Here is a 21,895-nt window from a genome sequence, read left to right as displayed (position 1 = left end):
GTGATAATTTGAATAGTAAGAAAGGACGGAAAAAGAATTCTTTTTTTCAACGCATACTTACAATTGTGTTTTTAGGAATCTTTTTCTATTCAATGTATGAGTTGGGCGGGATTTTCATGGATTATTATGAAAATCGTAAAGTAATGGCTGAGGCACAACATATTTATAAAAGAAGTCCAATGGAAGAAAAATCAGAAGATGGAGAGGTACGTAAACAGTTTCAGGATCTCCAGAAAATTAATCCAGAGATAGTCGGATGGATTACGATGGATGATACACAAATTAATTATCCAATCGTTCAAGCAAAAGATAATGATTACTATTTATTTCGTAATTATAAAGGTGAAGATATGAGAGCGGGAAGCATTTTTATGGACCATCGTAATGATGTGAAATCTCAAAATCGAAATACGATTTTATATGGCCATCGTATGAAAGACGGTTCTATGTTTGGTAGTTTAAAAAAGATGTTGGATGAAGACTTTTTTATGTCTCATCGTAAATTATATTACGATACATTATTTGAAGGATACGACGTGGAAGTTTTTTCAGTATACACGACAACAACGGACTTTTATTACATTGAAACGGATTTTGAAAATGATGCAGCATATACATCGTTCTTAAAGGAAATTCAAGAAAAATCACTGTACAAAACGGATACGGAATTGACGGCTAATGATGAAATCGTAACACTTTCTACTTGTGATTATGCGCTTGATCCAGAGGCTGGGAGGCTAGTTGTACATGCAAAATTAGTAAAAAGAAATTAAAGAAAAAAGTATAGAATATGAGAAGTGATAGATAACGCTTCTCATATTCTATACTTTAAAAAAGGACTGTTTTTACTGTGCTGCGGCCATTGGCATACGTACAACTTTTACATCATAGTAAGCAATTTTATTATCAAGAATATATTCTGGCATTCCGCCTTGATGTGAGTGAGCATCTTTAAATGCAGCGCTCTTTGTCCAACCTTGGAAATCTTCTTTTGCATTCCAGCGAGTGCTAATTGTTACTTCATCATAATCAACTGTATTTTGCGTTAAAAGAACTTCTAGACCTAAAAAGCCTGGCATCGTTTCAACTTTACCTACTTTATTAAAACGCTCAATTAATTTATGTCCATTTCCCTTTGTAATTTTAGCTGTATTTGTAACAATAATCATGTTTATTCCTCCTATAAATGTAGCTATATTTTCAAGAACTCATATACATTAAATGATAATGAAAATCATTATCATTGTCAATGGTAATCTTAGTTTATGATAATATTTTTTATCCCGCTATTTGCCGGTCAGTAAGACCCCCACCTCAAAATTCAGCGAAAGCAAAGAAGTTAGGTGAGGGCTGATTAAAGTTTCCCTTTATGTAAGTACAGTGTTCTTTTTTTGAATGGGTTGACTATATATTTAACTTGGTTATATATTATGTAAATAGAATTGATTGAAAATATATAGAAGCAAAGTATGGTTTATACTTTGCTGTCGCAATACTATGAATAAGGAGGGTATTATGGTTGAATCACTTTTACTTAGTATCGTTATTATTATTACGTTAGGTATTGCTTCACAATGGACTGCATGGCGCTTCCAGCTTCCTGCCATTGTTGTTATGGCAGTTGCTGGATTATTAATTGGTCCAGTTTTCGGTATTATTAATCCAAAAGAGGTGCTTGGAGATGTTTTTAGTCCACTCGTATCACTCTCTGTTGCAATTATATTGTTTGAGGGTAGTTTAAGTTTAGATATACGTGAACTGAGGGGACTATCAAAACCAGTATTTCGTATCGTTACGTTTGGTGCGTTTATCGCGTGGATTGCTGGCTCACTTGCAGCTCATTACGTCGCTGGATTAGATTGGGCGGTTGCATTTATTATTGGAGGACTTTTTATTGTGACAGGTCCAACGGTAATTATTCCGTTGTTACGCCAAGCACGATTAAAACCAAGAACAGCTGCAATTTTAAAATGGGAAGGGATTATTGTTGATCCATTTGGAGCTTTACTTGCTGTATTTGCCTTTCAAATTGTAAATTTCTTAACGAAAGATAATGTACAATTACATACGTTGCTGTATTTCTTTGCAGGTTCATTATTTGCAATGGTGCTCGGTTATGTATTTAGTATTTTTATGAGTTATATGATTTTAAAGGGAAAAGTACCAGAATATTTAAAAGCACCAATTTTGTTAGTTACGGTATTATTATGCTTCGGCATTGCGGATGAAGTGATGCATGAAACAGGTATGCTAGCTGTAACCGTAATGGGGATTACGCTTGCACGGATGAAGAAATATATTTCTTCTATCGGTGATATTCGTCATTTTAACGAAAATATTTCAGTACTACTAACGTCGACTGTTTTTATTATATTAACAGCATCGCTTCCAAGAACAACTATTATGGAGATTTTCAGCTGGCCTATTATAAGTTTTGTACTTATGATGTTGTTTGTTGTACGTCCTTTATCGATTTGGATATCGACAATTGGAACAGAGTTAACAAAAGCAGAACGGGCGCTAGTTGGCTGGATTGCACCGCGAGGTATCGTTGCATTAACGGTTTCAAGTTACTTTGCGACGGAGTTATTACAAGAAGGTTATAAAGACGCTTCTATATTAACGGCACTTACATTTGCACTCGTTATTACGACCGTGTGTGCTCACGGATTTTCAATTGGATTTTTAGCGAAGAAATTAGGATTGGCAAATACGGAGCCACCAGGAATCTTAATTTCAGGTGCGAGTACATTCTCATCTGCTTTTGCATTGCACTGTAAAGAGATGGGTGTTCCGAGCTTAATTGTAGATGTATCTGAAGAACATTTGCAATGTGCAAAGGTGAAAGGGCTTAATACATATAATGGCCAAGTACTCTCTGAACAGTTACAATTTGAAGTTGATATGAATCAGTATGAATACTTAATTGCAGTTACAGATACGGATTCTTATAATGTATTAGTTGCAAATACATACGTACCGCAGTTTGGACATCATAATACATTTTTACTTCCAATCCATGATGTGGAAAAGATTGAACAAGAACGCATTTCTCTTTCAAAAAAAGCTCATTTACTGTTTGGTCAAAATGAAATTTATGAAGAGTTAAATAGAAAAATTGAAGATGGTTATATTTTTAAAACGATACAAGTTGCAGAAGAACAAAAAATTAATAAAGAAGAAAGAGATTCAGAGGATTTAATATTATTTATTCGCCATCGAGATGGTAGTCTTACTTTTTCAACATTGTATAAATATATAGCTGTTATGCCAGGGGATGAGCTAGTTGTACTAGCAAAGCAATAATATGGTATAGTGAAACGGGGCTGTTTTTTCAGGCTCGTTTTTAAATGCTTCCTGTAGAGAAAGCATGCAAATGGAAAGGAAGTTATTATATGCGATCAGAAGTAACTGTAAAAATAAAACCGAAATTTATAAACGAAATTAAAAGTGGATATCCGCTTATTTTAAAAGATGCGATTCAAAATTTAAATGATGTTCGTGAAGAAGGAACAATCATCAAAGTAGTAGATGAGAAGAACAACTTTGTCGGAAAAGGTTATTATGGAAAACAAAATAAAGGATATGGCTGGATTTTAACGAGAAAAGAGAGTGAACAAATTAATCAATCTTTCTTTGAAAGTAAAATCAAATCTGCCTTACATAAACGAAAGCAATTTTACAAATCAAGTGATACGACAGCATTCCGTGTGGTGAATGGTGAAGGTGATGGTCTTGGAGGACTAATTATCGATTATTATGGTGGCTACTACGTAGTAAGTTGGTATAGTGAAGGGATTTACACTTTCAGAGATGAGATTATAGCTGCTCTTCAAAAAGTAGCAAACTTTAAAGGTATTTATGAGAAAAAGCGTTTTGATACGAAAGGGAAATATATTGAGGGTGATGATTTCGTAGCAGGAGAGCGCGGCGAGTTCCCACTTATCGTAAAAGAGAACGGTGTAAACTTTGCGGTTTATTTAAATGATGGGGCAATGGTTGGGGTATTTTTAGATCAACGTAACGTTCGAAAACAAATTCGTGATAAATATGCAAAGGGAAGAACAGTGTTAAATATGTTCTCTTATACAGGTGCTTTCTCTGTATTTGCAGCGCTTGGCGGAGCGAGTAAAACGACGAGTGTTGACCTTGCAAATCGTAGTTTAAGTAAAACGATTGAGCAGTTTAGTGTAAATGAAGTTGATTATGAAGCGCAAGATATTATTGTAGAAGATGTATTTCTTTACTTCAAATATGCAGCGAAGAAAAAAATGAAATTTGATATGGTCGTACTTGATCCTCCAAGCTTTGCACGCTCAAAAAAATATACATTTAGTGCAGCGAAAGATTATAAAAACTTATTAAAAGAAACAATTGCCATTACAGAAAATAACGGAATTATCGTTGCTTCTACAAATTGTAGCGCATTCGATATGAAAAAGTTTAAAGGCTTTATCGATACAGCCTTTAAAGAAATGAATGGCAAATATAAAATATTAGAAGAACATTCTTTACCAGAAGATTTCCGTACCATTGATCAATTTAAAGAAGGAGACTACTTAAAAGTAGTTTTCATCGAGAAAATTAAAGGTTAATAAAGAAAAGGAGCTCGAGTTTACTTGAGCTCCTTTTCTTATTGAACGATATTTTGTACTCTACCGACTTGCCCGTCCTGCAATCGTACTTTAATGCCATGCGGATGGGAAGGGGAGTTTGTTAAAATATCTTTTACAATTCCACGTGTTAATTTGCCTGTTCGTTGATCTTGTTTTAATACAATATCAACTTCAAGACCGGGCGCGATATTAGAACGTTTTTGTCCGTTCATTTACACACCTGTACGTCTACGTTGGTTGTTTGTTTTCTTTGTTTGTTGGTTTTGCAATTTTTTCGTTTCTTGGCTTTGATTTTTTGCATTTTGACCATTTCCATTTCCTTGCTTTTTCTTTGCAAGTTGTTCGCGCATTAAATCAGCTAAGCTTACTTTTTTGTTTTCTGACATGATAAGTCTCCTTTATATAAAGTTAATTATGAACAATCATAGTGAATTTCATCATATCATTGTTAAGGAAGGAAGGGAAGTTGGTTTGAAAATTCATATATTTGTTTCAAGTCTGTAGTAGTTAGGATACAATTGAGTTGTTAACGTTTGTAAAAAGGGGATAGACATATGTCACATCATATTTTATTAGTTGAAGATGATATCTCAATTCAAGAGATGGTGGAAAAGTATTTGATAAAAGAGGGCTTTCAAGTAACAATTGCGTCTGATGGAGAAGAAGGCGTGAACACATATTTAAAAGGTTCATTTGATTTGATTATCCTCGACATTATGATGCCAAAGCTAGATGGCTTAGAGGTTGTACGAATTATTCGAGAAAAAAGTGCTGTTCCGATTTTAATGATGTCGGCAAAAGATACAGATGTTGATAAAGCTGTTGGATTAGGACTTGGAGCAGATGATTACATTTGTAAGCCATTTTCTATGATTGAATTAGCTGCACGTGTAAAGGCAGGTATTCGAAGATCTACGAAATATTCGACTACAGAAGAAACAGAAAAGATGATTCAAATTGGCGATTTAACAATCGATCCAATTAATTTTACCGTAGAAAAAAACGGGAAGCCTCTCAAACTTACTTTAAAAGAATTTGAGATTTTAAAACTGTTCGTAAAGAATCAAAATCGTGTATTTACAAAATCGCAAATATATACGTTAGTTTGGAACGAAGAGTATTATGGAGATGATAACGTTATTAATGTTCATATGAGGAGATTGCGTGAGAAAATCGAAAGTGATCCATCTAATCCAGAATATATTAAAACGTTATGGGGCATCGGCTATAAGTTGGAAGTGATGTAATATGGTCAATTTGTTAATAAGTATTATTTTTATATTGTTATGTGTCATTTACATACAATATAAAATGAGAAAAAATAGTAGTAAAAATTTACGATACACATATGAAAAGTTGGAAAGTATTGTAAATGTACAAACAGGCGAGAAGTTACTCGTTATGACAGATGATCTAGAATTGCAAAAATTATTAGTGGCAATTAATCAATTATTAGATGCAAAACAGAAAACGAATGCAGATCATGCAAAAGTAGAAATTTCGATGAGAAAAATGCTTTCAAATATTTCACATGATTTAAAGACGCCGCTAACAGTTATTCTTGGATATACAGAAATGTTAAATAAGGATAAAACGATGAATAAAGAAGAACAGCAAATATTACTTGAAAAGGTGCATGTGAAAACACTAGAAGTAATGGAACTGATTCATAAGTTTTTTGATTTAGCAAAACTAGAATCTGGTGACAAGGCAATTGAGATGACAAAAGTAAATATGAATGAAGTTTGTCGTGAGAAGATTTTATCTTTTTATGATTTAGTGACGGCGAAAGGGTTTCAAGTTCATATTGATATACCAGAAAGAAATATATATGCACTTGGAAATGTAGAAGTATTAGGTAGGGTATTGAACAATTTAATATCAAATGCAATTACATATGGAGACGATGGAAAGATACTGGGTATGACGTTAAGAGATGATGAAAAGAATGTGTATATATACGTATGGGATAAAGGAAAAGGGATTGATGAATCTCATATTGATAAAGTGTTTGAGCGTATGTACACACTTGAAGATTCGAGAAATAGATTGTACCAAGGAAGCGGTTTAGGGTTAACGATTACGAAAAGACTGGTGGAAGCGATGGATGGAAAAATTCATCTTTCTAGTAAGCCGTATGAAAAAACAATTTTTACAGTTGCATTAAAAAAGATGCAGTTTTAGCTTGTAGAGAAGTAGATTCTACAAGCTTTTTTTTCAGCGTAAGGAATTTGTAAGAAACGGGTAAGAAAAAAGAGATTTCCGTTGTCTATTATAAAAATATAAAGTAGTGCGAAAGGGGAAAGTGACATGACCTATATATTAAAAACGAATCAGTTAACGAAAGTGTTTAAAGGGAAAGAAGTTATTTCTAGCGTTAACATGCATGTGAAAAAAGGAGAGATATACGGTTTCTTAGGACCGAATGGTGCTGGTAAAACAACGATTATGAAAATGATTACAAATTTAATAAAACCGACGAGCGGTGAGATTGAAATTTTCGGTGAGAAGTTAACAGACACATCTTATGAAGTATTAAAAAGAATGGGGACAATTATTGAATATCCAATCTTTTATGATAAATTAACGGCGAAAGAAAACTTAGAATTACATTGTGAATATATGGGCTATTACGATAAAAATGAAATTGACCATGCATTACATTTAGTGAAACTGCAAGGGATAGATAATAAAAAAGTAAAAGATTTTTCATTGGGAATGAAACAACGACTTGGTATTGCAAGGGCAATCGTAACAAAGCCAGAACTGCTCATTTTAGATGAACCAATTAACGGTTTAGATCCAATTGGTATTAAAGAGTTACGAGACTTATTTAAAATGCTCTGCAAAGAATATGGCATTACATTATTAGTTTCTAGTCATATTTTAGGTGAGATGGAACTAATGGCGGATACAATTGGTGTAATTCAAAATGGAAAACTAATAAAAGAAGTTTCAATGAAGAGTATTAACGGAAAACAAACAGAGTACATTGAAATTACTGTTCCTGATGTGAAGCGTGCAGCTTATATTTTAGAAGATAAACTTGCCATAAAAAATTATAAAATAATGAGCGGAAATATGATTCGTGTGTATGATACGGCAGTGTCTCAGCAAGCCATTTCAAAAGCACTTATTATGAACGATGTGGAAATTGAAAGTATTAATAAGAAACATAGTTCCTTAGAGGAATATTTCTTAAATGTAATGGATGGAGAGGGCATTCATGCTTAATGGATTGTTAGTAAGTCTAGTAAGTGGATTGGTCGTAATGTTCATAAGTGGGATTTTATATTATAGGAAACCAGGGCGGAAATGGTTGTTAATTCTACTAATGATAGGAATGTTAAGCTTCGTTACTGCTGGAATTAGAATGTTAGCAGCGTAGAGACAGGTATATAAAGAATGGAGGCGTGGTTTATATGTTTAAATTAATGAAGCTCGAATGGAAGAAACATCAATTATCTAGTTACTTTAAAAGTGTAGCAATTTGTATTATAGCAATTTTCGCTGTAGTAAGCCTTATGGCATGGGGAATGAAAGCCGAGGGAGACGTACTCTTCTTTGACTTCACACAGAATATGGCTTTAGTAAATATTTTTATTAGGATAACATTCATTATTTTTAGTTCGGTCATTTTATCACGTTTAGTAATTGATGAGTATAAGAATAAAACGATACAACTATCATTTATGTATCCGCTTCAAAGGAAAATGCTAATGAGTGCGAAATTAACAATTGTTTTTTGTTTTTGTTTTGTGAGCACGATTATCGCGACTTTCATTATTAGTTTGCTCGTATATTTTGTGAGTCCAATGATGGGACTGATTGAAACACCTGCTACGATAGGTGAAATAATAGCTATCGTTCCAGGTACTTTTATAAGTGCATTTATGATATCTGGTATAAGTTTAATTCCTTTATTTTTTGGAATGAGAAAGAAATCGACACCGACAACGATTACTTCGGCAGTAATAATTGGCATGCTGATTAGTGGTAACTATGGTCCTGGAAACGGTCAAGTAAGTATGTTTGATTTTATAGCTATCCCAATCGTGCTCTGTTTATTAGGAATTTTCATTAGTTATCTATCGTTTCGTAAAATCGACAAGATCGATGTGGCGTGAAGCAAGCCTAAAACAACAACGAACTGGGGTATGACTGGTGAAAAAAATAATAGTAATTGCAATATTATTCATTACAATTGCTAGTGCGGTTTTTGGTTTTAAGATATTTCAGGGGAAGGATTTTAAGAAAGAAAAGTCTTTTGAGATAAATAATATAAAAGAAATAGAAGTAGACAATGAAAACTGGGATATTGAATTTAAAAGTACAGACGCTAATAAAATAGTAATTTCCGCTCAAGGTGAACAAGTAGATAAAGAGATAGATCCCGTCAAGATAGAAAATGAAGAAAATAAAATTGTGATTAAGCAAAAACAAAAGGCAGCCAAATTTTTTAATGGTTTTACGTTTAGAAAGAAAAATAGTATATGTATAGCTATTCCGAAGAAAGAGATAGATAAAATTGTATTAAATAATAAATCGGGTGATGTGAAAATAAACGATATAGTAGTAAAAAGCATTGTGACAAAAGGAAAATCTGGGGATGGAATGATTGTAGGACTATCAGCGGAGAAAGGTGAATTCATATCGCAAAGTGGAGAGGTAGTTGTAAAAGATAGTTCAGTACAAGAATTAAATATAAAGTCTGCGACTGGTGATAACTATATAACAAATGTAAGTAACTCAAATATGAACATCACTTCAACATCTGGGGAAGTCTTACTGAAAGATATGACAGAAGGAAAATCATTATTTGTAGAAACAAAATCAGGGGATATTGGCGTACGGTATAAAGGTGTCCCGGCATCATTGAAGCTTATGGCTAAAAGTAATTCGGCTGACGTAATAGTGGATTTAAAAGGACTTAAGAAAGATAAAAATACAGAAAAAATAAAAGTAGGAACGATTGGTGATGCAAAAAATGAAGCGAAGATTTTAAGTGAAACAGGAGTCATTTATATTGATTAAATCTTAGGAGGAAGGAGGACACTATCATGCTACATTTAATGAAGCTAGAATTGAAAAAGTTTAAGCTTGGTTGGTACGTGAAGAGAGCAATTATTGCAAATGTTGTTATACTGGCATTAATGATCTTTGTGAGCATCATCGCTCAAGTAGAAGGTGATGCAGAAATAAGGAATCCAGAGACGATATTGTTAATGGCTAGCACAATAGTAAGAGCAACGTTTATTATTTTTGGTAGTGTATTAATCGCAAGGTTAATAATTGGCGAATATAAAAACAAAACAATACTACTTATGTTTTCTTATCCTATTAACCGAAAGAAAATGATGGCTAGTAAGTTGACTATTACAGCGATAGTAACATTTATAACAGTTATTGTATCTAACATTTTAGTAGTAGGAGTTTTCTTTGGGATAGATAGTTATTTTTCAATTCTTCCTAATTCATTCACAGTAGATCAATTGATGCAAGAAGGAATAAAACTAGTTCCTTTAGCCATTGCAACTGCGGGAATGAGTTTAATCCCATTATATTTCGGAATGCGTAAACGTTCCGTGCCAACTACAATTGTTTCATCTCTTATCGTTGTCTCAATTGCAATGAATGGCAACCCAGCGTTTTCTATAGCAACTTTTCTTCCCCTTCAACTAGCATTGGCGACAATTGGAGTTGTGATTGCATATTACGGCATTAAAAATATAGAGAAGGAAGATATAACTGTATGATAAGAATATGTGAAAAAGAGTTGGCGTTACACCAACTCTTTTTTGTATATGTACGCTTCGTTACTACTCTATAAATTTAGAGTGTGTGCTTAAATACTTTTGCACTTCTGGAGAAATGTTAAAGTTATTAGGATTTTTATATTCGATAGTAAACTCGCCGTCGGTACTTGTTTCAAAGGAGATTGCATAGCTATTCATTTTAGCATCGTAAGAAGTATTTTTGACTTCTGCATTTAGGTTAAAATATTTTGTAATATACTCTTTTGATTCCGTAATTGCTGCTTGTTTTCCCCAAGGGGTACCATAATAGGTGAAATAAAGAGATACACTAATAACTCCAATAAGAGAAGTTAGTAAAATAGTTCCCATAACTATTTTTTGTATTCAATTTGGTTACTCCTCTTCATAATATGTATTTATTTTAACCTATCTTTTCCATAAAACAATCATTTAGTAAAAAATAGTTTCACATGAAACAAGTTACAGAAAAAGACCAGATGTGTAAACACCTTGTCTTTTTTGTTGTTACATTTTAGGAGCTTCCATTCCAGCCGCAGCCCATTCTTCTTTTGAAGGACCATATATGCCAGGGACTGTTAAGGCAGCTTGTCGCATTAAAACTGTCATTTGCCCGCGGTGATGATTTTGATGATTAATAAGTGTCATTAAAAATATAGAATTCGGCATAGGACGACCAAAGAAGTCGTTAATAGTAGCTAAGTCTTTATCAGTCCATTTATTTTGAAGTGTTTCAACGAAAGCCGCGTTCACTTTACGGTATTCATCTGCAATTGTTTTTGCAGAAGTTGGAACAGGATAATCTTTTGTTTCTCCTTCAAACTTTAGCCCTGTGCCAGATAGTATAACAGGAATTGCCGTCACGATATGCCAAGCAACCCTGCCTAACGTCCAGTGCCCAGGTGCGATTTCTTGTGACAAAGATTCATCTGTTAATGCATCGAGCATCTTTTGAGTAGACTCAGCCTCGTATGTCCATGATTGCAAGAAGCCTTTAAGTGTTTGATACATTGTTATCCCCCCTAGTTATGTTCATAGGTTAAATTCGTGAAAAAAAGATAGTTTCCTTTAGGCTTATGAGAATGAATTAAAAAAGAGGCTTCTCACATAAGAAGCCTCTTTTTTAATTAACCTTCTTCCCGCTCTGCCTCATCAACCATAAGAAATAAGGTGCTCCAAGTACAGCAACGACAAGTCCAGAAGGAATTTCTTTTGGGTATGCAATTGTTCGGCCGAGTAAGTCAGCGATGGCAAGAAGGATTGCTCCAAACAGTGCTGAGCAAACGAATAGTCTTTGATGATTTATACCAACAACAATTCTTGCTAAGTGAGGTGCGACAAGGCCTAGAAAGGCAATCGTACCGACAGCAGCGATATTTACTGATGCAAGTAGTGTCGCTAGCACAATTAGAGCAAGCCGTGTTTTATTTACTGGTTGCCCAAGTCCAGTTGCTAAATCGTCTCCAAGTACGAGAACGTCAAGTTGTTTTATTAAGAAAAAGATAATGAATACAAGAATTAGAGATGGATATAGAATGATATTTTCTAAGTGATTCCACCCTCTTGCATACGTGCTGCCAGATAACCATGTTAAAGCAGCGGCAACATTCAAATTGGCTCTAACGATAAAGATTTGAATAATTGCTGAGCCAAGTGCAGAAATACCAATTCCTATTAAAGCAAGAGCTGTTGGGCTAAACCCTGATTTCCATGAGAAGAAGAGGACAATTCCTACTGCAAGTAGTCCTCCGATAAATGCACCAATTGGTAGGAAGAAACCAGGAAGTGTAGGAAAGACATACATAATAGTTAAAGCACCGACACCAGCTCCCGATGAAATACCAATAATAGAAGGATCGGCAAGTGGGTTTCGTAATATAGCTTGGAAAACAAGCCCACTTATTGCAAGGCATGCGCCAGCAATAGCAGCAACGAGCATTCTTGGTAAACGAAGATTTATCATCATGTTTTTGTCAAATTGTGTTAATTGACCTGATATAACATTTGTAATGCTTTCGATATAAGTGTTACTACCGATTGTAACACCAAGAGCAATCGTCACAATACAAAGTGTGATAGAAATAAGGATTACCTTTTTATAAGAGTAATAGCGGGAACTAGCTCCAGCTGCATTCGCACCGTTATCATTCATATATTGTTTCGACTTCATCATTCGATACACTAAGTAAATAAGCCAAGGAGATCCAATCATTGCTGTGACTGCCCCAACAGGAAGTTCTGCACCGGTTGGATCTATTAATCTACCGACAACATCTGCTCCAAGCAATAATACTGCCCCCCATAAGAAAGAAGAGAGAAGAAGAGTAAAGTGTTGACGGTATCCGATAAGGCGCATTAAATGAGGTGCAACTAAGCCGACAAAGCCAATTGGTCCAACAACAGTAACAATTACTGCTGTTAAAAAGATTGCAGCAATGAAGGCGATAAGACGTGTTACTGCTGTTTTTTCACCAAGAGAAATAGCAACATCATCACCAAGTAAGAGAATGTTGAGTTTACGAGACATAAATAGTAAAACTAGGAAAGAAATAATGATAAATGGAAAAGCAAATTGAACGCCATCCCAGTTATTTTGAATAAGAGAGCCAGCTCCCCATAAAAATAAACCAGTTGTTTCATTTTCATAGAAAAGCTGCATCGTTCCGGTAAAGGCAGAAAGCATTAATGTAACGACCATACCAGCTAATGCCATTCTAAGTGGGGTTCCCTTTTTTCCACCAGAAATACGGTATACAAATAAAGCAGTAATAGCACCGCCGATAAATGTGAACAGAAGAGAATTAATTTGTAAACCTTTCGGTAAGAAAATTGTAGCCGCTACTAGAAAGAAATATGCGCCAGAGTGAATACCCATTGTACTGGATTCAGCGAGTGGATTTTTCGTTAACGTTTGTAAAATAACCCCTGATGCAGCAAGAGCGCCTCCAGCTAAAATGGCAATTACAGCTCTAGGTAATCGAAGCATGATTAAAGTTTGATGTTCTAGCGATTGGTTCGGTGAGATAAGAGCATCAATAATCATACTATAGGAAATGTTTGCTTGACCTTGTCCGATATGAATAAAGAAAAGGAGGAGCAAGAGAGCTGCTCCTCCTCCGAATACAAGACTTGCTCGAAGTGTATGTTTTAGGCTATTCATCGTGTAATCACTTCTTCGCTGTCATGACATCTGCTACTTGTGTTGCTAAAGATGTTGCAGACTCAGGACCACCGAAAATCCAAGTGTCGCCTTTTAATTTATACATTTTGTTTTCTTTTTTGAACTTTAATTCTTCCCAAGCAGGGTTGCCTTTTAGTTGCGTGTCAAAAATGTTATCTTCATCCGCTACAATGTAAATGAAGTTTGAATCTTGTACACTTTGTAATGATTCTACAGTTGTTTGTTTGAAACCATCTGGCTCAGATTTCCCTGCTTCAAAAGTATTTGTTAAACCTAATTTTTTTGTAACTTGTAAAGCTAAAGAATTGTCAGTTAGGATACGGAATGTTGGTACGTTTTTAGCAGTAAATGCTTGTGCCATTGCTATGTTTTTATCTTTTAAGTCTGCTTTCTCAATTTTTGCTTTTGCATTAGCAAATGCTTTATCCATATCAGCTAATACTTTTTTACCTTCTTCTTCTTTCCCAACTGCTTTTGCAATTTGTTTAAATGTTTCTGTCATTTCAGCAAAGTGATCGTTATTACTTGTTGATGGATCAAACATAACTGTTGGTGCAATTTGCTCTAATTCATTTTTAATTGCTTTACCACGGAATGAAGCTGTGATAATTAAGTCTGGTTTTAAACGGCTAATTTCTTCTAAGTTTGGTTGTTGACGTGTCCCTACATCTACAACATCTTTACTCGGTTTTGTTTTTGTATTTACCCATTTATTATAATTCTTAATGTCTGCCATCCCTACTGGCTGAACACCAAGTGCTAATAAGTCTTCTGAATATACCCACTCAAGTACAACTACTTTTTTCGCTGGTTTATCTAACTTCGTTTCCCCTTCAGCGTGTTTAATTGTTATAGCTTGATTTTTATTGTCCGCTTTTGTTTCTTTTTTCTCCTCTTTTTGCTGTCCGCATCCAACAGCGAATAGAAGAACTACTATGAAAATACTGAGAATTTTCTTCATCTTCTGCCCCCAAATTAAGTGTTTTTTGTAACTAGCACCACAAGTGAAAATGGTTATCAATTACAACACCAAAATCATACTATGAGGGTATTTTAAGTGTCAATATATTTTTAAAATTTTGACTAAAAATAACAGATTATACGGATTTTTATATGTTACAGTCGCTATTTATGAAGAATAAGCCTCTTTACTAAAAATATTGGCGAATGTGGAAAGTTTAAATGGGAACTTGGCTGTGTACGAAAGTGTAATGTGTATGGTTAATAATCTGTGGAGATGAGGCGAAAGTACAAGCAAAAGGAGAGTGAATCGCATGTAATAATTACTAGAATGTATGGAAGAAATCTGTGTTTTATCCCCGACTAGGCAAAGTATTTCTTTGTCATTTAGATAGGTGTTTTTTAATTCGGTGATTGCGCTAAAAAGATCGAATGTAAAGGAAGTGATCAACATGTCTTCATGGAGCAATAACATAAATGGATATTGTGGGTGTAATAATCAAAATGGTGTACATGTTGATTCATGCTGTTTTAGTTGCGATGGGACAGTCCCTAAAGTTGGTCCAACAGGTCCGACGGGGGCAACAGGAGCGACAGGCGACACAGGTCCAACGGGAGCAACAGGCGATACAGGTCCAACGGGGGCAACAGGAGCAACAGGCGACACAGGTCCAACGGGAGCAACAGGCGATACAGGTCCGACGGGGGCAACAGGAGCAACAGGCCCGACGGGAGCGACAGGAATAACAGGAGCAACAGGCCCAACGGGAGCGACAGGAATAACAGGAGCAACAGGAATAACAGGAGTAACAGGCCCAACGGGAGCGACAGGAGCAACAGGAATAACAGGAGCAACGGGTCCAACGGGAGCGACAGGTTCAACCGGAGTAACGGGAGTAACAGGCTCAACAGGAGCAACGGGAGCAACAGGCACAAGTATAACGGCAACGTACGCATTTGCAAATAATACGTCGGGTACAGCAATATCGGTACTACTAGGTGGAACAAATGTCCCGCTTCCAAACAATCAGAATATCGGTCCGGGTATCACAGTGTCTGCGGGGAACACAGTATTTACGGCTGCAAATGCAGGGAATTATTATATTTCATATTCAATTAATATAACGGCTTCATTATTAGTTAGTTCACGAATTACAATTAATGGGGCACCGCTTGCTGGGACTATTAATACTCCTGCATTAGCAACGACATCATTTAGTGCGACAATTATTACGACTCTTGCGGCGGGGAGTGCAATTAGTTTGCAATTATTTGGTTTGTTAGCTGTTGCAACATTATCAACAACTACTCCAGGAGCAGTGTTAACGATAATAAGATTGAGCTAAACCATAACTCTCTTACTCTTTTAAGATTAGGAGAGTTTCTACATATAATAAGAAGTTAATGAAGTAAAGCATAGTTATAAAAAGTCAGAATATTATGATTGTAACGCTGTGGTGACTATAATATAATGAAAATAACCATCATGAATGAACATTCATTTATCCCGCTATTTGTGGGCAGTAAGATCCCGCCTTAAAATTCAGCGAAAGTAAAGAAGTTAGCTGGGTGATTAACTGTCCGTAAAAGCCCGATTGGTGTGGGCTAATAATCAGTGGGGCTGAACAAAACCTCCACTGATTAAAGTTTCACTTTATTTTTTATGTATTTGAAGGGGGAATGAAGGTGGAAAAACCATGGTTGAAAAGTTATCCAGAGGAAATTCCTAGTACGATTTCTTATGATATTCAGCCGCTTCATAGATATGTAGAACAGATGGCTTCTCGCTACCCAGAAAAGAAAGCGCTTCACTTTTTAGGGAAGGATATTACGTTTTCGGACTTCCATGATAAGGTAAAGAGGTTTGCAAATTATCTTCAAAAGCTCGGTGTGGAAAAGGGTGATCGAGTTGCTATTATGTTGCCGAATTGTCCGCAAGCTGTAATTGGTTATTACGGTACATTACTTGCGGGAGGTATCGTAGTACAAACAAATCCACTGTATACAGAAAGAGAATTAGAATATCAGCTTCATGACTCGGGAGCAAAAGTAATTCTTTGTCTCGATTTAGTGTTTCCAAGAGTAACGAATGTTCAATCTGCTACAAAAATTGAGCATATTATCGTAACTCGTATTGCGGACTTTTTACCATTCCCTAAAAATCTATTGTATCCATTTGTGCAGAAAAAACAGTCGAATTTAGTTGTGAAAGTATCAGAGAGTGAAACGATTCATCTTTGGAATTCAGTAGAAAAAGAAGTGGATACGGATGTTGAGGTGCCTTGTGATCCTGAAAATGATTTAGCTCTTTTACAGTACACAGGAGGAACAACTGGATTTCCGAAAGGCGTTATGTTAACGCATAAAAACCTCGTCTCTAACACGTTAATGGGAGTTCAATGGTTATATAATTGCAAAGAAGGAGAAGAAGTCGTTCTTGGGGTTCTTCCATTTTTCCACGTGTACGGCATGACGGCTGTTATGAATTTGAGTGTTATGCAAGGATACAAAATGGTCCTTATTCCAAAGTTTGATATGAAAATGGTCTTTGAAGCGATTAAGAAGCATAAAGTGACACTATTTCCAGGGGCACCAACTATTTATATCGCTCTTTTAAATAGCCCACTTTTAAAAGAATACGATATTTCTTCTATTCGTGCTTGTATTAGTGGATCAGCACCACTGCCAGTAGAAGTACAGGAAAAGTTCGAAACAGTTACAGGTGGTAAACTAGTAGAGGGATATGGTTTAACAGAATCCTCTCCGGTTACACATAGTAATTTTTTATGGGAAAAGCGAGTGCCAGGTAGCATTGGAGTTCCGTGGCCAGATACAGAAGCAATCATTATGTCACTTGAAACTGGTGAGGAATTACCGCCAGGAGAAATAGGGGAAATTGTAGTGAAAGGTCCTCAAATTATGAAAGGGTACTGGAATAAGCCAGAGGAAACAGCGGCTGTATTGCAAGATGGCTGGCTCCATACAGGTGATGTTGGCTACATGGATGAGGATGGATTCTTCTATGTAAAAGATCGCAAGAAAGATATGATTGTCGCGAGTGGATTTAATGTGTATCCTCGTGAAGTTGAAGAAGTATTATATGAGCATGAAAAAGTGCAAGAAGTAGTGACAATTGGAGTTCCAGATCCGTACCGAGGAGAGACAGTTAAAGCATTTGTTGTGTTAAAAGAAGGTACGGAGTGCTCTGAGGAAGAATTAAATCAGTTTGCACGTAAATATTTAGCGGCTTATAAAGTGCCGAAAGTATATGAGTTTAGAGATGAATTGCCGAAAACGACAGTAGGGAAAATTTTACGACGTGTTCTAATAGATGAAGAGAAGAGAAAGAATGAGGATGAGCAAACGGGCTAAGGCCCTTTCTTTTTGAAAAAATAGGATTGACACTTTTCTAAATAGTCAGTATTATAAGAATATGAATGACTATTCATTCAGTCATCTTCTTGAAGGGGACAGTAAAGTGAAGAAAAATAGACCGAAATACAATCAAATTATTGATGCGGCAGTCATTGTGATTGCGGAAAATGGGTACCACCAAGCGCAAGTTTCTAAAATCGCAAAGCAAGCTGGGGTAGCTGATGGCACGATTTATTTATATTTTAAAAATAAAGAAGATATATTAATATCCTTATTCCAAGAGAAGATGGGAGAATTTGTCGAAACAATTCGTCAAAAAACAGCAGGAATTGAAAGCGCTGTATCGAAGTTATTCATGTTGGTAGAAACGCACTTCTTGCTGTTGTCGCAAAATGATCCTCTTGCTATCGTTACGCAATTAGAGCTGAGGCAGTCCAATCAAGACTTGCGCCTTAAAATAAATGAAGTATTAAAAGGCTACTTACAAGTTATGGATGAGATTTTAGAGACTGGTATAAAACAAGGTGAATTTCAAGCAGATTTAAATGTTCGCGTGGCAAGACAAATGATCTTTGGAACAGTAGATGAAGTTGTGACCAATTGGGTAATGAGCGATCATAAGTATGATCTGGTCGCACTTTCAAAAACGGTACACGGGCTACTTATTGCAGCTTGTGGCTATCGTCAATAATGGGAGGGATCATGTTGAAATTCCTATCTGTAAGAGTTGAAGATCATATCGCGGTGGCGACGTTAAATCACGCACCAGCAAATGCGATGTCTTCACAAGTTATGCATGACGTTACTGAATTAATTGATCAAGTGGAAAAGGATGATAACATTCGTGTTGTTGTTATTCACGGTGAAGGACGTTTCTTCTCAGCGGGAGCAGATATTAAAGAATTTACATCTGTTACTGAAGCGAAGCAAGCAACAGAATTAGCACAGCTTGGACAAGTTACGTTTGAGCGTGTTGAAAAATGTTCAAAACCAGTTATTGCGGCAATTCATGGAGCGGCACTGGGCGGCGGCCTTGAGTTTGCTATGTCTTGCCACATGCGCTTTGCAACTGAAAGTGCAAAACTTGGTTTACCCGAATTAACACTTGGATTAATTCCTGGCTTTGCAGGTACACAGCGCTTACCACGTTATGTTGGGAAAGCGAAAGCTTGTGAAATGATGTTAACAAGTACACCAATTACTGGTGCAGAAGCGTTAAAGTGGGGACTTGTTAACGGATTATTCTCTGAAGAATCACTTTTAGATGATACGCTTAAAGTCGCAAAACAAATTGCTGGAAAAAGTCCAGCAACAACTCGTGCTGTACTAGAATTATTGCAAACGACAAAATCGTCTCATTACTATGAAGGTGTACAACGTGAATCACAGATTTTTGGTGAAGTATTTACGAGTGAAGATGGAAGAGAAGGTGTAGCTGCATTTTTAGAAAAGCGTAAACCTTCATTTAGTGGCAGGTAGTTCAATTATTTTTTTGATATAAATTAACAGAAAATTAAAATTGATAGAATCTTTCTGAAAAACAAGGGGGTAAATGGAATGAACATCTACGTACTCATGAAACGAACATTTGATACAGAAGAAAAAATCGTAATTAAAAACGGTGCAATTTACGATGGCGAAGCGGAATTCATCATCAACCCTTACGATGAATATGCAATTGAAGAAGCAATTCAAGTAAGAGACGCACAAGGTGGAGAAGTTACAGTTGTAACAGTCGGTGGCGAAGATAGTGAGAAAGAACTTCGTACTGCATTAGCAATGGGCTGTGATAAAGCGGTATTAATTAATATTGAAGATGATGTAGAAAATGGTGACCAGTTCACGACAGCAAAAGTGCTTGCTGAATATTTAAAAGATAAAGATGCAGATTTAATTTTAGGCGGAAACGTTGCAATTGATGGTGCATCTGGACAAGTAGGACCACGCGTAGCTGAAGCGTTAAATATTCCGTATGTAACGACAATTACAAAACTTGAAATTGACGGTACAAATGTGAAGATTGAGCGTGATGTTGAAGGGGATACAGAAGTGATTGCAACTTCATTACCAGTTTTAGTAACAGCACAACAAGGTTTAAATGAACCGCGTTATCCATCGCTTCCAGGTATTATGAAAGCGAAGAAAAAGCCACTAGAAGAATTAGAATTAGATGATTTAGATTTAGAAGATGATGATGTGGAAGCAAAGACAAAAACAATTGAAATCTATTTGCCTCCTAAGAAAGATGCAGGAAAAGTGTTACAAGGCGAGCTGCAAGATCAAGTAAAAGAACTTGTATCGTTGCTCCATACAGAAGCGAAAGTAATCTAATAAAATACGAAATTATATATGCAGGAGGGAAAATCTATGGCTCGTAAAGTATTAGTAATGGGTGAAGTTCGTGATGGATCGCTACGTAACGTTTCGTTTGAAGCGGTAGCAGCAGCAAAAACAATTGCAGAAGGCGGTGAAGTAGTAGGTCTTCTAATTGGAGACAGCGTTGCCTCTTTTGCAAATGAATTGATTCATTACGGTGCAGATCGCGTTGTGACAGTTGAAAATGATAAATTAAAATCATATACATCTGATGGTTATGCACAAGCGTTTTTAGCTGTACATGCTGAAGAAAATCCAGAAGGTATTGTCTTTGGACATACAGCACTTGGTAAAGATTTATCACCAAAATTAGCAGCGAAGCTTGAAGCTGGTTTAGTTTCTGACGTAACTGCTTTAGAGGTTGAAGGTGGAAATGTTATCTTCACTCGTCCAATTTACTCTGGTAAAGCATTCGAGAAGAAGATTGTAACAGACGGCATCTTATTTGCGACAGTGCGTCCAAATAACATTGCAACTCTGGAAAAAGATGAGTCTCGCAGCGGTGACGTATCTTCTATTACAGTTGATGTGAAAGATTTACGTACAATCATTCAAGATGTTGTCCGTAAAACGGCAGAAGGTGTTGATCTTTCTGAAGCGAAAGTTATTATCGCTGGCGGACGCGGTGTAAAGAGTGAAGAAGGCTTTAAACCATTAAAAGAGTTAGCTGACGTACTAGGCGGCGCTGTTGGGGCATCTCGTGGTGCTTGTGACGCTGAATACTGTGATTATTCATTACAAATCGGTCAAACTGGTAAAGTTGTTACGCCAGACTTATACATTGCATGTGGTATTTCTGGTGCGATTCAGCATTTAGCAGGTATGTCTAACTCAAAAATCATCGTTGCGATTAATAAAGATCCAGAAGCAAGTATCTTTAAAGTAGCTGACTACGGTATTGTCGGTGACTTATTCGAAGTTGTACCTCTTTTAACAGAAGAGTTTAAAAAGTTAAAAGTACATTCATGATTTAAGTACCCTTGAGTTCCAAGTGAAGTACCCCTATATATAGAAAAAGGTGAGAGATCCCCTGTCTCTCATCTTTTTAGTTTTTAATCCGTATTTTTATATAGTATAAAGGAACATTTTTTTGTTACAATACATAACGATACATATTATTCGCCACGTATATAAGTTAATGATATACTCTTGGTAGAATATACTTGAAGGAGGAAATAAAATGGCAATTGTAAACGCAAATGACCAAAGCTTCGCAGCTGAAACTAGCGAAGGTGTTGTATTATTAGATTTCTGGGCACCTTGGTGTGGACCTTGTAAAATGATCGCTCCTGTATTAGAGGAAATCGATGCAGAACTAGGCGAAAAAGTAAAAGTAGTAAAAGTAGACGTTGATGAAAACCAAGAAACTGCTCGTCAATTCGAAGTAATGAGTATTCCAGCTCTTTTCGTATTAAAAGACGGTAAAGTAGTTGATCAAGCGTTAGGTTACAAACCGAAAGAAGCGTTAGTAGAATTAGTTTCTAAACACTTCTAAAATAAAGGGGCTACCATTTGGTAGCTTTTTTTATTTTCTTTTTTACAGTCTTTCCGTTACAATAAAAGAACGTATGTTGGGTGTTTGGGCATAGTATGTTTTCAAGGGGAAATAAAAA

Annotated in this window: 24 protein-coding genes; 17 read left to right on the top strand and 7 right to left on the bottom strand. The window is 35.9% G+C overall.

Annotated features, from left to right (window positions below):
* The first annotated feature begins 8 nt into the window (after positions 1-8).
* Entirely contained in the window at positions 9-773 is a 765-nt protein-coding gene (gene srtB, locus AXW78_RS21875; RefSeq protein WP_001086122.1) for a class B sortase, read from the top strand.
* Positions 774-845: 72 nt separating this feature from the next.
* Here srtB and isdG read toward each other — a convergent pair whose 3' ends face one another.
* Positions 846-1,169 (bottom strand): heme oxygenase, encoded by a 324-nt coding sequence (gene isdG, locus AXW78_RS21870; RefSeq protein ID WP_000587818.1) that lies wholly within the window; start codon positions 1,167-1,169, stop codon positions 846-848.
* Between the two features lie 346 nt (positions 1,170-1,515).
* Between isdG and AXW78_RS21865 the strand changes: the two genes are divergently transcribed.
* Together AXW78_RS21865 and AXW78_RS21860 are read left to right on the top strand one after the other, a co-directional pair.
* Positions 1,516-3,306, top strand: a complete 1,791-nt coding sequence (locus tag AXW78_RS21865; RefSeq protein ID WP_000230332.1) for a cation:proton antiporter — start codon at positions 1,516-1,518, stop codon at positions 3,304-3,306.
* 89 nt (positions 3,307-3,395) lie between these two features.
* Positions 3,396-4,595 carry a class I SAM-dependent rRNA methyltransferase gene (locus AXW78_RS21860; protein WP_061884648.1) on the top strand — a complete coding sequence of 400 codons (1,200 nt, stop codon included), beginning with the start codon at positions 3,396-3,398 and terminating at the stop codon, positions 4,593-4,595.
* A 38-nt stretch (positions 4,596-4,633) separates the two neighbouring features.
* Here AXW78_RS21860 and AXW78_RS21855 read toward each other — a convergent pair whose 3' ends face one another.
* Complete coding sequence (locus AXW78_RS21855) at positions 4,634-4,828, bottom strand: YwbE family protein (protein ID WP_001014310.1); 195 nt, start codon at positions 4,826-4,828, stop codon at positions 4,634-4,636.
* Positions 4,829-5,002, bottom strand: a complete 174-nt coding sequence (locus tag AXW78_RS34505; RefSeq protein ID WP_001293578.1) for a hypothetical protein — start codon at positions 5,000-5,002, stop codon at positions 4,829-4,831. It lies immediately after the preceding gene.
* Between the two features lie 168 nt (positions 5,003-5,170).
* Here AXW78_RS34505 and AXW78_RS21845 point away from each other — a divergent pair, with 168 nt between their 5' ends.
* From AXW78_RS21845 to AXW78_RS21820, 7 genes are all read left to right on the top strand, one after another.
* Positions 5,171-5,863: a response regulator transcription factor gene (locus tag AXW78_RS21845; RefSeq protein ID WP_000018036.1), complete on the top strand. Its 693-nt coding sequence runs from the start codon at positions 5,171-5,173 to the stop codon at positions 5,861-5,863.
* A 1-nt stretch (position 5,864) separates the two neighbouring features.
* On the top strand, positions 5,865-6,800 hold the full coding sequence (locus tag AXW78_RS21840) for a HAMP domain-containing histidine kinase (RefSeq protein WP_061884647.1): 936 nt from the start codon (positions 5,865-5,867) through the stop codon (positions 6,798-6,800).
* A gap of 126 nt (positions 6,801-6,926) precedes the next feature.
* On the top strand, positions 6,927-7,850 hold the full coding sequence (locus AXW78_RS21835) for an ABC transporter ATP-binding protein (protein ID WP_000221091.1): 924 nt from the start codon (positions 6,927-6,929) through the stop codon (positions 7,848-7,850).
* The gene (locus tag AXW78_RS34500) at positions 7,843-8,004 is read left to right on the top strand and encodes a hypothetical protein (RefSeq protein ID WP_165375030.1); all 162 of its coding nucleotides are present in this window, start codon (positions 7,843-7,845) and stop codon (positions 8,002-8,004) included. Before AXW78_RS21835 ends, AXW78_RS34500 begins: the two co-directional genes overlap by 8 nt.
* 34 nt (positions 8,005-8,038) lie before the next feature.
* A complete protein-coding gene (locus tag AXW78_RS21830; RefSeq protein ID WP_000475557.1) occupies positions 8,039-8,743 on the top strand; it encodes an ABC transporter permease in 705 nt (234 codons plus the stop codon).
* A 37-nt stretch (positions 8,744-8,780) separates the two neighbouring features.
* A complete protein-coding gene (locus tag AXW78_RS21825) occupies positions 8,781-9,650 on the top strand; it encodes a DUF4097 family beta strand repeat-containing protein (RefSeq protein ID WP_000720986.1) in 870 nt (289 codons plus the stop codon).
* A 26-nt stretch (positions 9,651-9,676) separates the two neighbouring features.
* Positions 9,677-10,372, top strand: coding sequence for an ABC transporter permease (locus tag AXW78_RS21820; RefSeq protein WP_000902931.1), 696 nt, complete (start codon positions 9,677-9,679; stop codon positions 10,370-10,372).
* 63 nt (positions 10,373-10,435) lie between these two features.
* Here the strand turns inward: AXW78_RS21820 and AXW78_RS21815 are convergent, their stop codons facing one another.
* The 4 genes from AXW78_RS21815 to AXW78_RS21800 form a co-directional block, all read right to left on the bottom strand.
* Positions 10,436-10,741, bottom strand: coding sequence for a YfjL-like protein (locus AXW78_RS21815; protein ID WP_003302880.1), 306 nt, complete (start codon positions 10,739-10,741; stop codon positions 10,436-10,438).
* 156 nt (positions 10,742-10,897) lie between these two features.
* The gene (locus AXW78_RS21810; protein ID WP_000285030.1) at positions 10,898-11,401 is read right to left on the bottom strand and encodes a DinB family protein; all 504 of its coding nucleotides are present in this window, start codon (positions 11,399-11,401) and stop codon (positions 10,898-10,900) included.
* Between the two features lie 112 nt (positions 11,402-11,513).
* On the bottom strand, positions 11,514-13,550 hold the full coding sequence (gene fhuB / locus AXW78_RS21805; protein ID WP_061884646.1) for a Fe(3+)-hydroxamate ABC transporter permease FhuB: 2,037 nt from the start codon (positions 13,548-13,550) through the stop codon (positions 11,514-11,516).
* Between the two features lie 7 nt (positions 13,551-13,557).
* Complete coding sequence (locus AXW78_RS21800; RefSeq protein ID WP_000722822.1) at positions 13,558-14,532, bottom strand: ABC transporter substrate-binding protein; 975 nt, start codon at positions 14,530-14,532, stop codon at positions 13,558-13,560.
* Positions 14,533-14,983: 451 nt separating this feature from the next.
* Between AXW78_RS21800 and AXW78_RS21795 the strand changes: the two genes are divergently transcribed.
* The 7 genes from AXW78_RS21795 to trxA all read left to right on the top strand — a co-directional run bounded on the left by AXW78_RS21795 (position 14,984) and on the right by trxA (position 21,777).
* Positions 14,984-15,877 carry a BclA C-terminal domain-containing protein gene (locus tag AXW78_RS21795; protein ID WP_061884645.1) on the top strand — a complete coding sequence of 298 codons (894 nt, stop codon included), beginning with the start codon at positions 14,984-14,986 and terminating at the stop codon, positions 15,875-15,877.
* A 340-nt stretch (positions 15,878-16,217) separates the two neighbouring features.
* Positions 16,218-17,903: a long-chain-fatty-acid--CoA ligase gene (locus tag AXW78_RS21790; RefSeq protein ID WP_000414740.1), complete on the top strand. Its 1,686-nt coding sequence runs from the start codon at positions 16,218-16,220 to the stop codon at positions 17,901-17,903.
* A 106-nt stretch (positions 17,904-18,009) separates the two neighbouring features.
* Positions 18,010-18,597 carry a fatty acid metabolism transcriptional regulator FadR gene (locus tag AXW78_RS21785; RefSeq protein WP_000742223.1) on the top strand — a complete coding sequence of 196 codons (588 nt, stop codon included), beginning with the start codon at positions 18,010-18,012 and terminating at the stop codon, positions 18,595-18,597.
* A gap of 11 nt (positions 18,598-18,608) precedes the next feature.
* Positions 18,609-19,385, top strand: a complete 777-nt coding sequence (locus tag AXW78_RS21780) for an enoyl-CoA hydratase (RefSeq protein ID WP_000911292.1) — start codon at positions 18,609-18,611, stop codon at positions 19,383-19,385.
* A gap of 78 nt (positions 19,386-19,463) precedes the next feature.
* Complete coding sequence (gene etfB / locus AXW78_RS21775) at positions 19,464-20,237, top strand: electron transfer flavoprotein subunit beta (protein ID WP_001029027.1); 774 nt, start codon at positions 19,464-19,466, stop codon at positions 20,235-20,237.
* A gap of 36 nt (positions 20,238-20,273) precedes the next feature.
* On the top strand, positions 20,274-21,251 hold the full coding sequence (gene etfA / locus AXW78_RS21770) for an electron transfer flavoprotein subunit alpha (RefSeq protein ID WP_000101945.1): 978 nt from the start codon (positions 20,274-20,276) through the stop codon (positions 21,249-21,251).
* 211 nt (positions 21,252-21,462) lie between these two features.
* The gene (gene trxA / locus AXW78_RS21765) at positions 21,463-21,777 is read left to right on the top strand and encodes a thioredoxin (protein ID WP_001018943.1); all 315 of its coding nucleotides are present in this window, start codon (positions 21,463-21,465) and stop codon (positions 21,775-21,777) included.
* The last annotated feature ends 118 nt before the right edge of the window (positions 21,778-21,895 follow it).

Source organism: Bacillus thuringiensis (assembly GCF_001595725.1).
GTDB classification, from domain to species: Bacteria; Bacillota; Bacilli; order Bacillales; family Bacillaceae_G; genus Bacillus_A; species Bacillus_A thuringiensis_K.
This window is presented reverse-complemented; position numbering and strand designations above follow the sequence as displayed.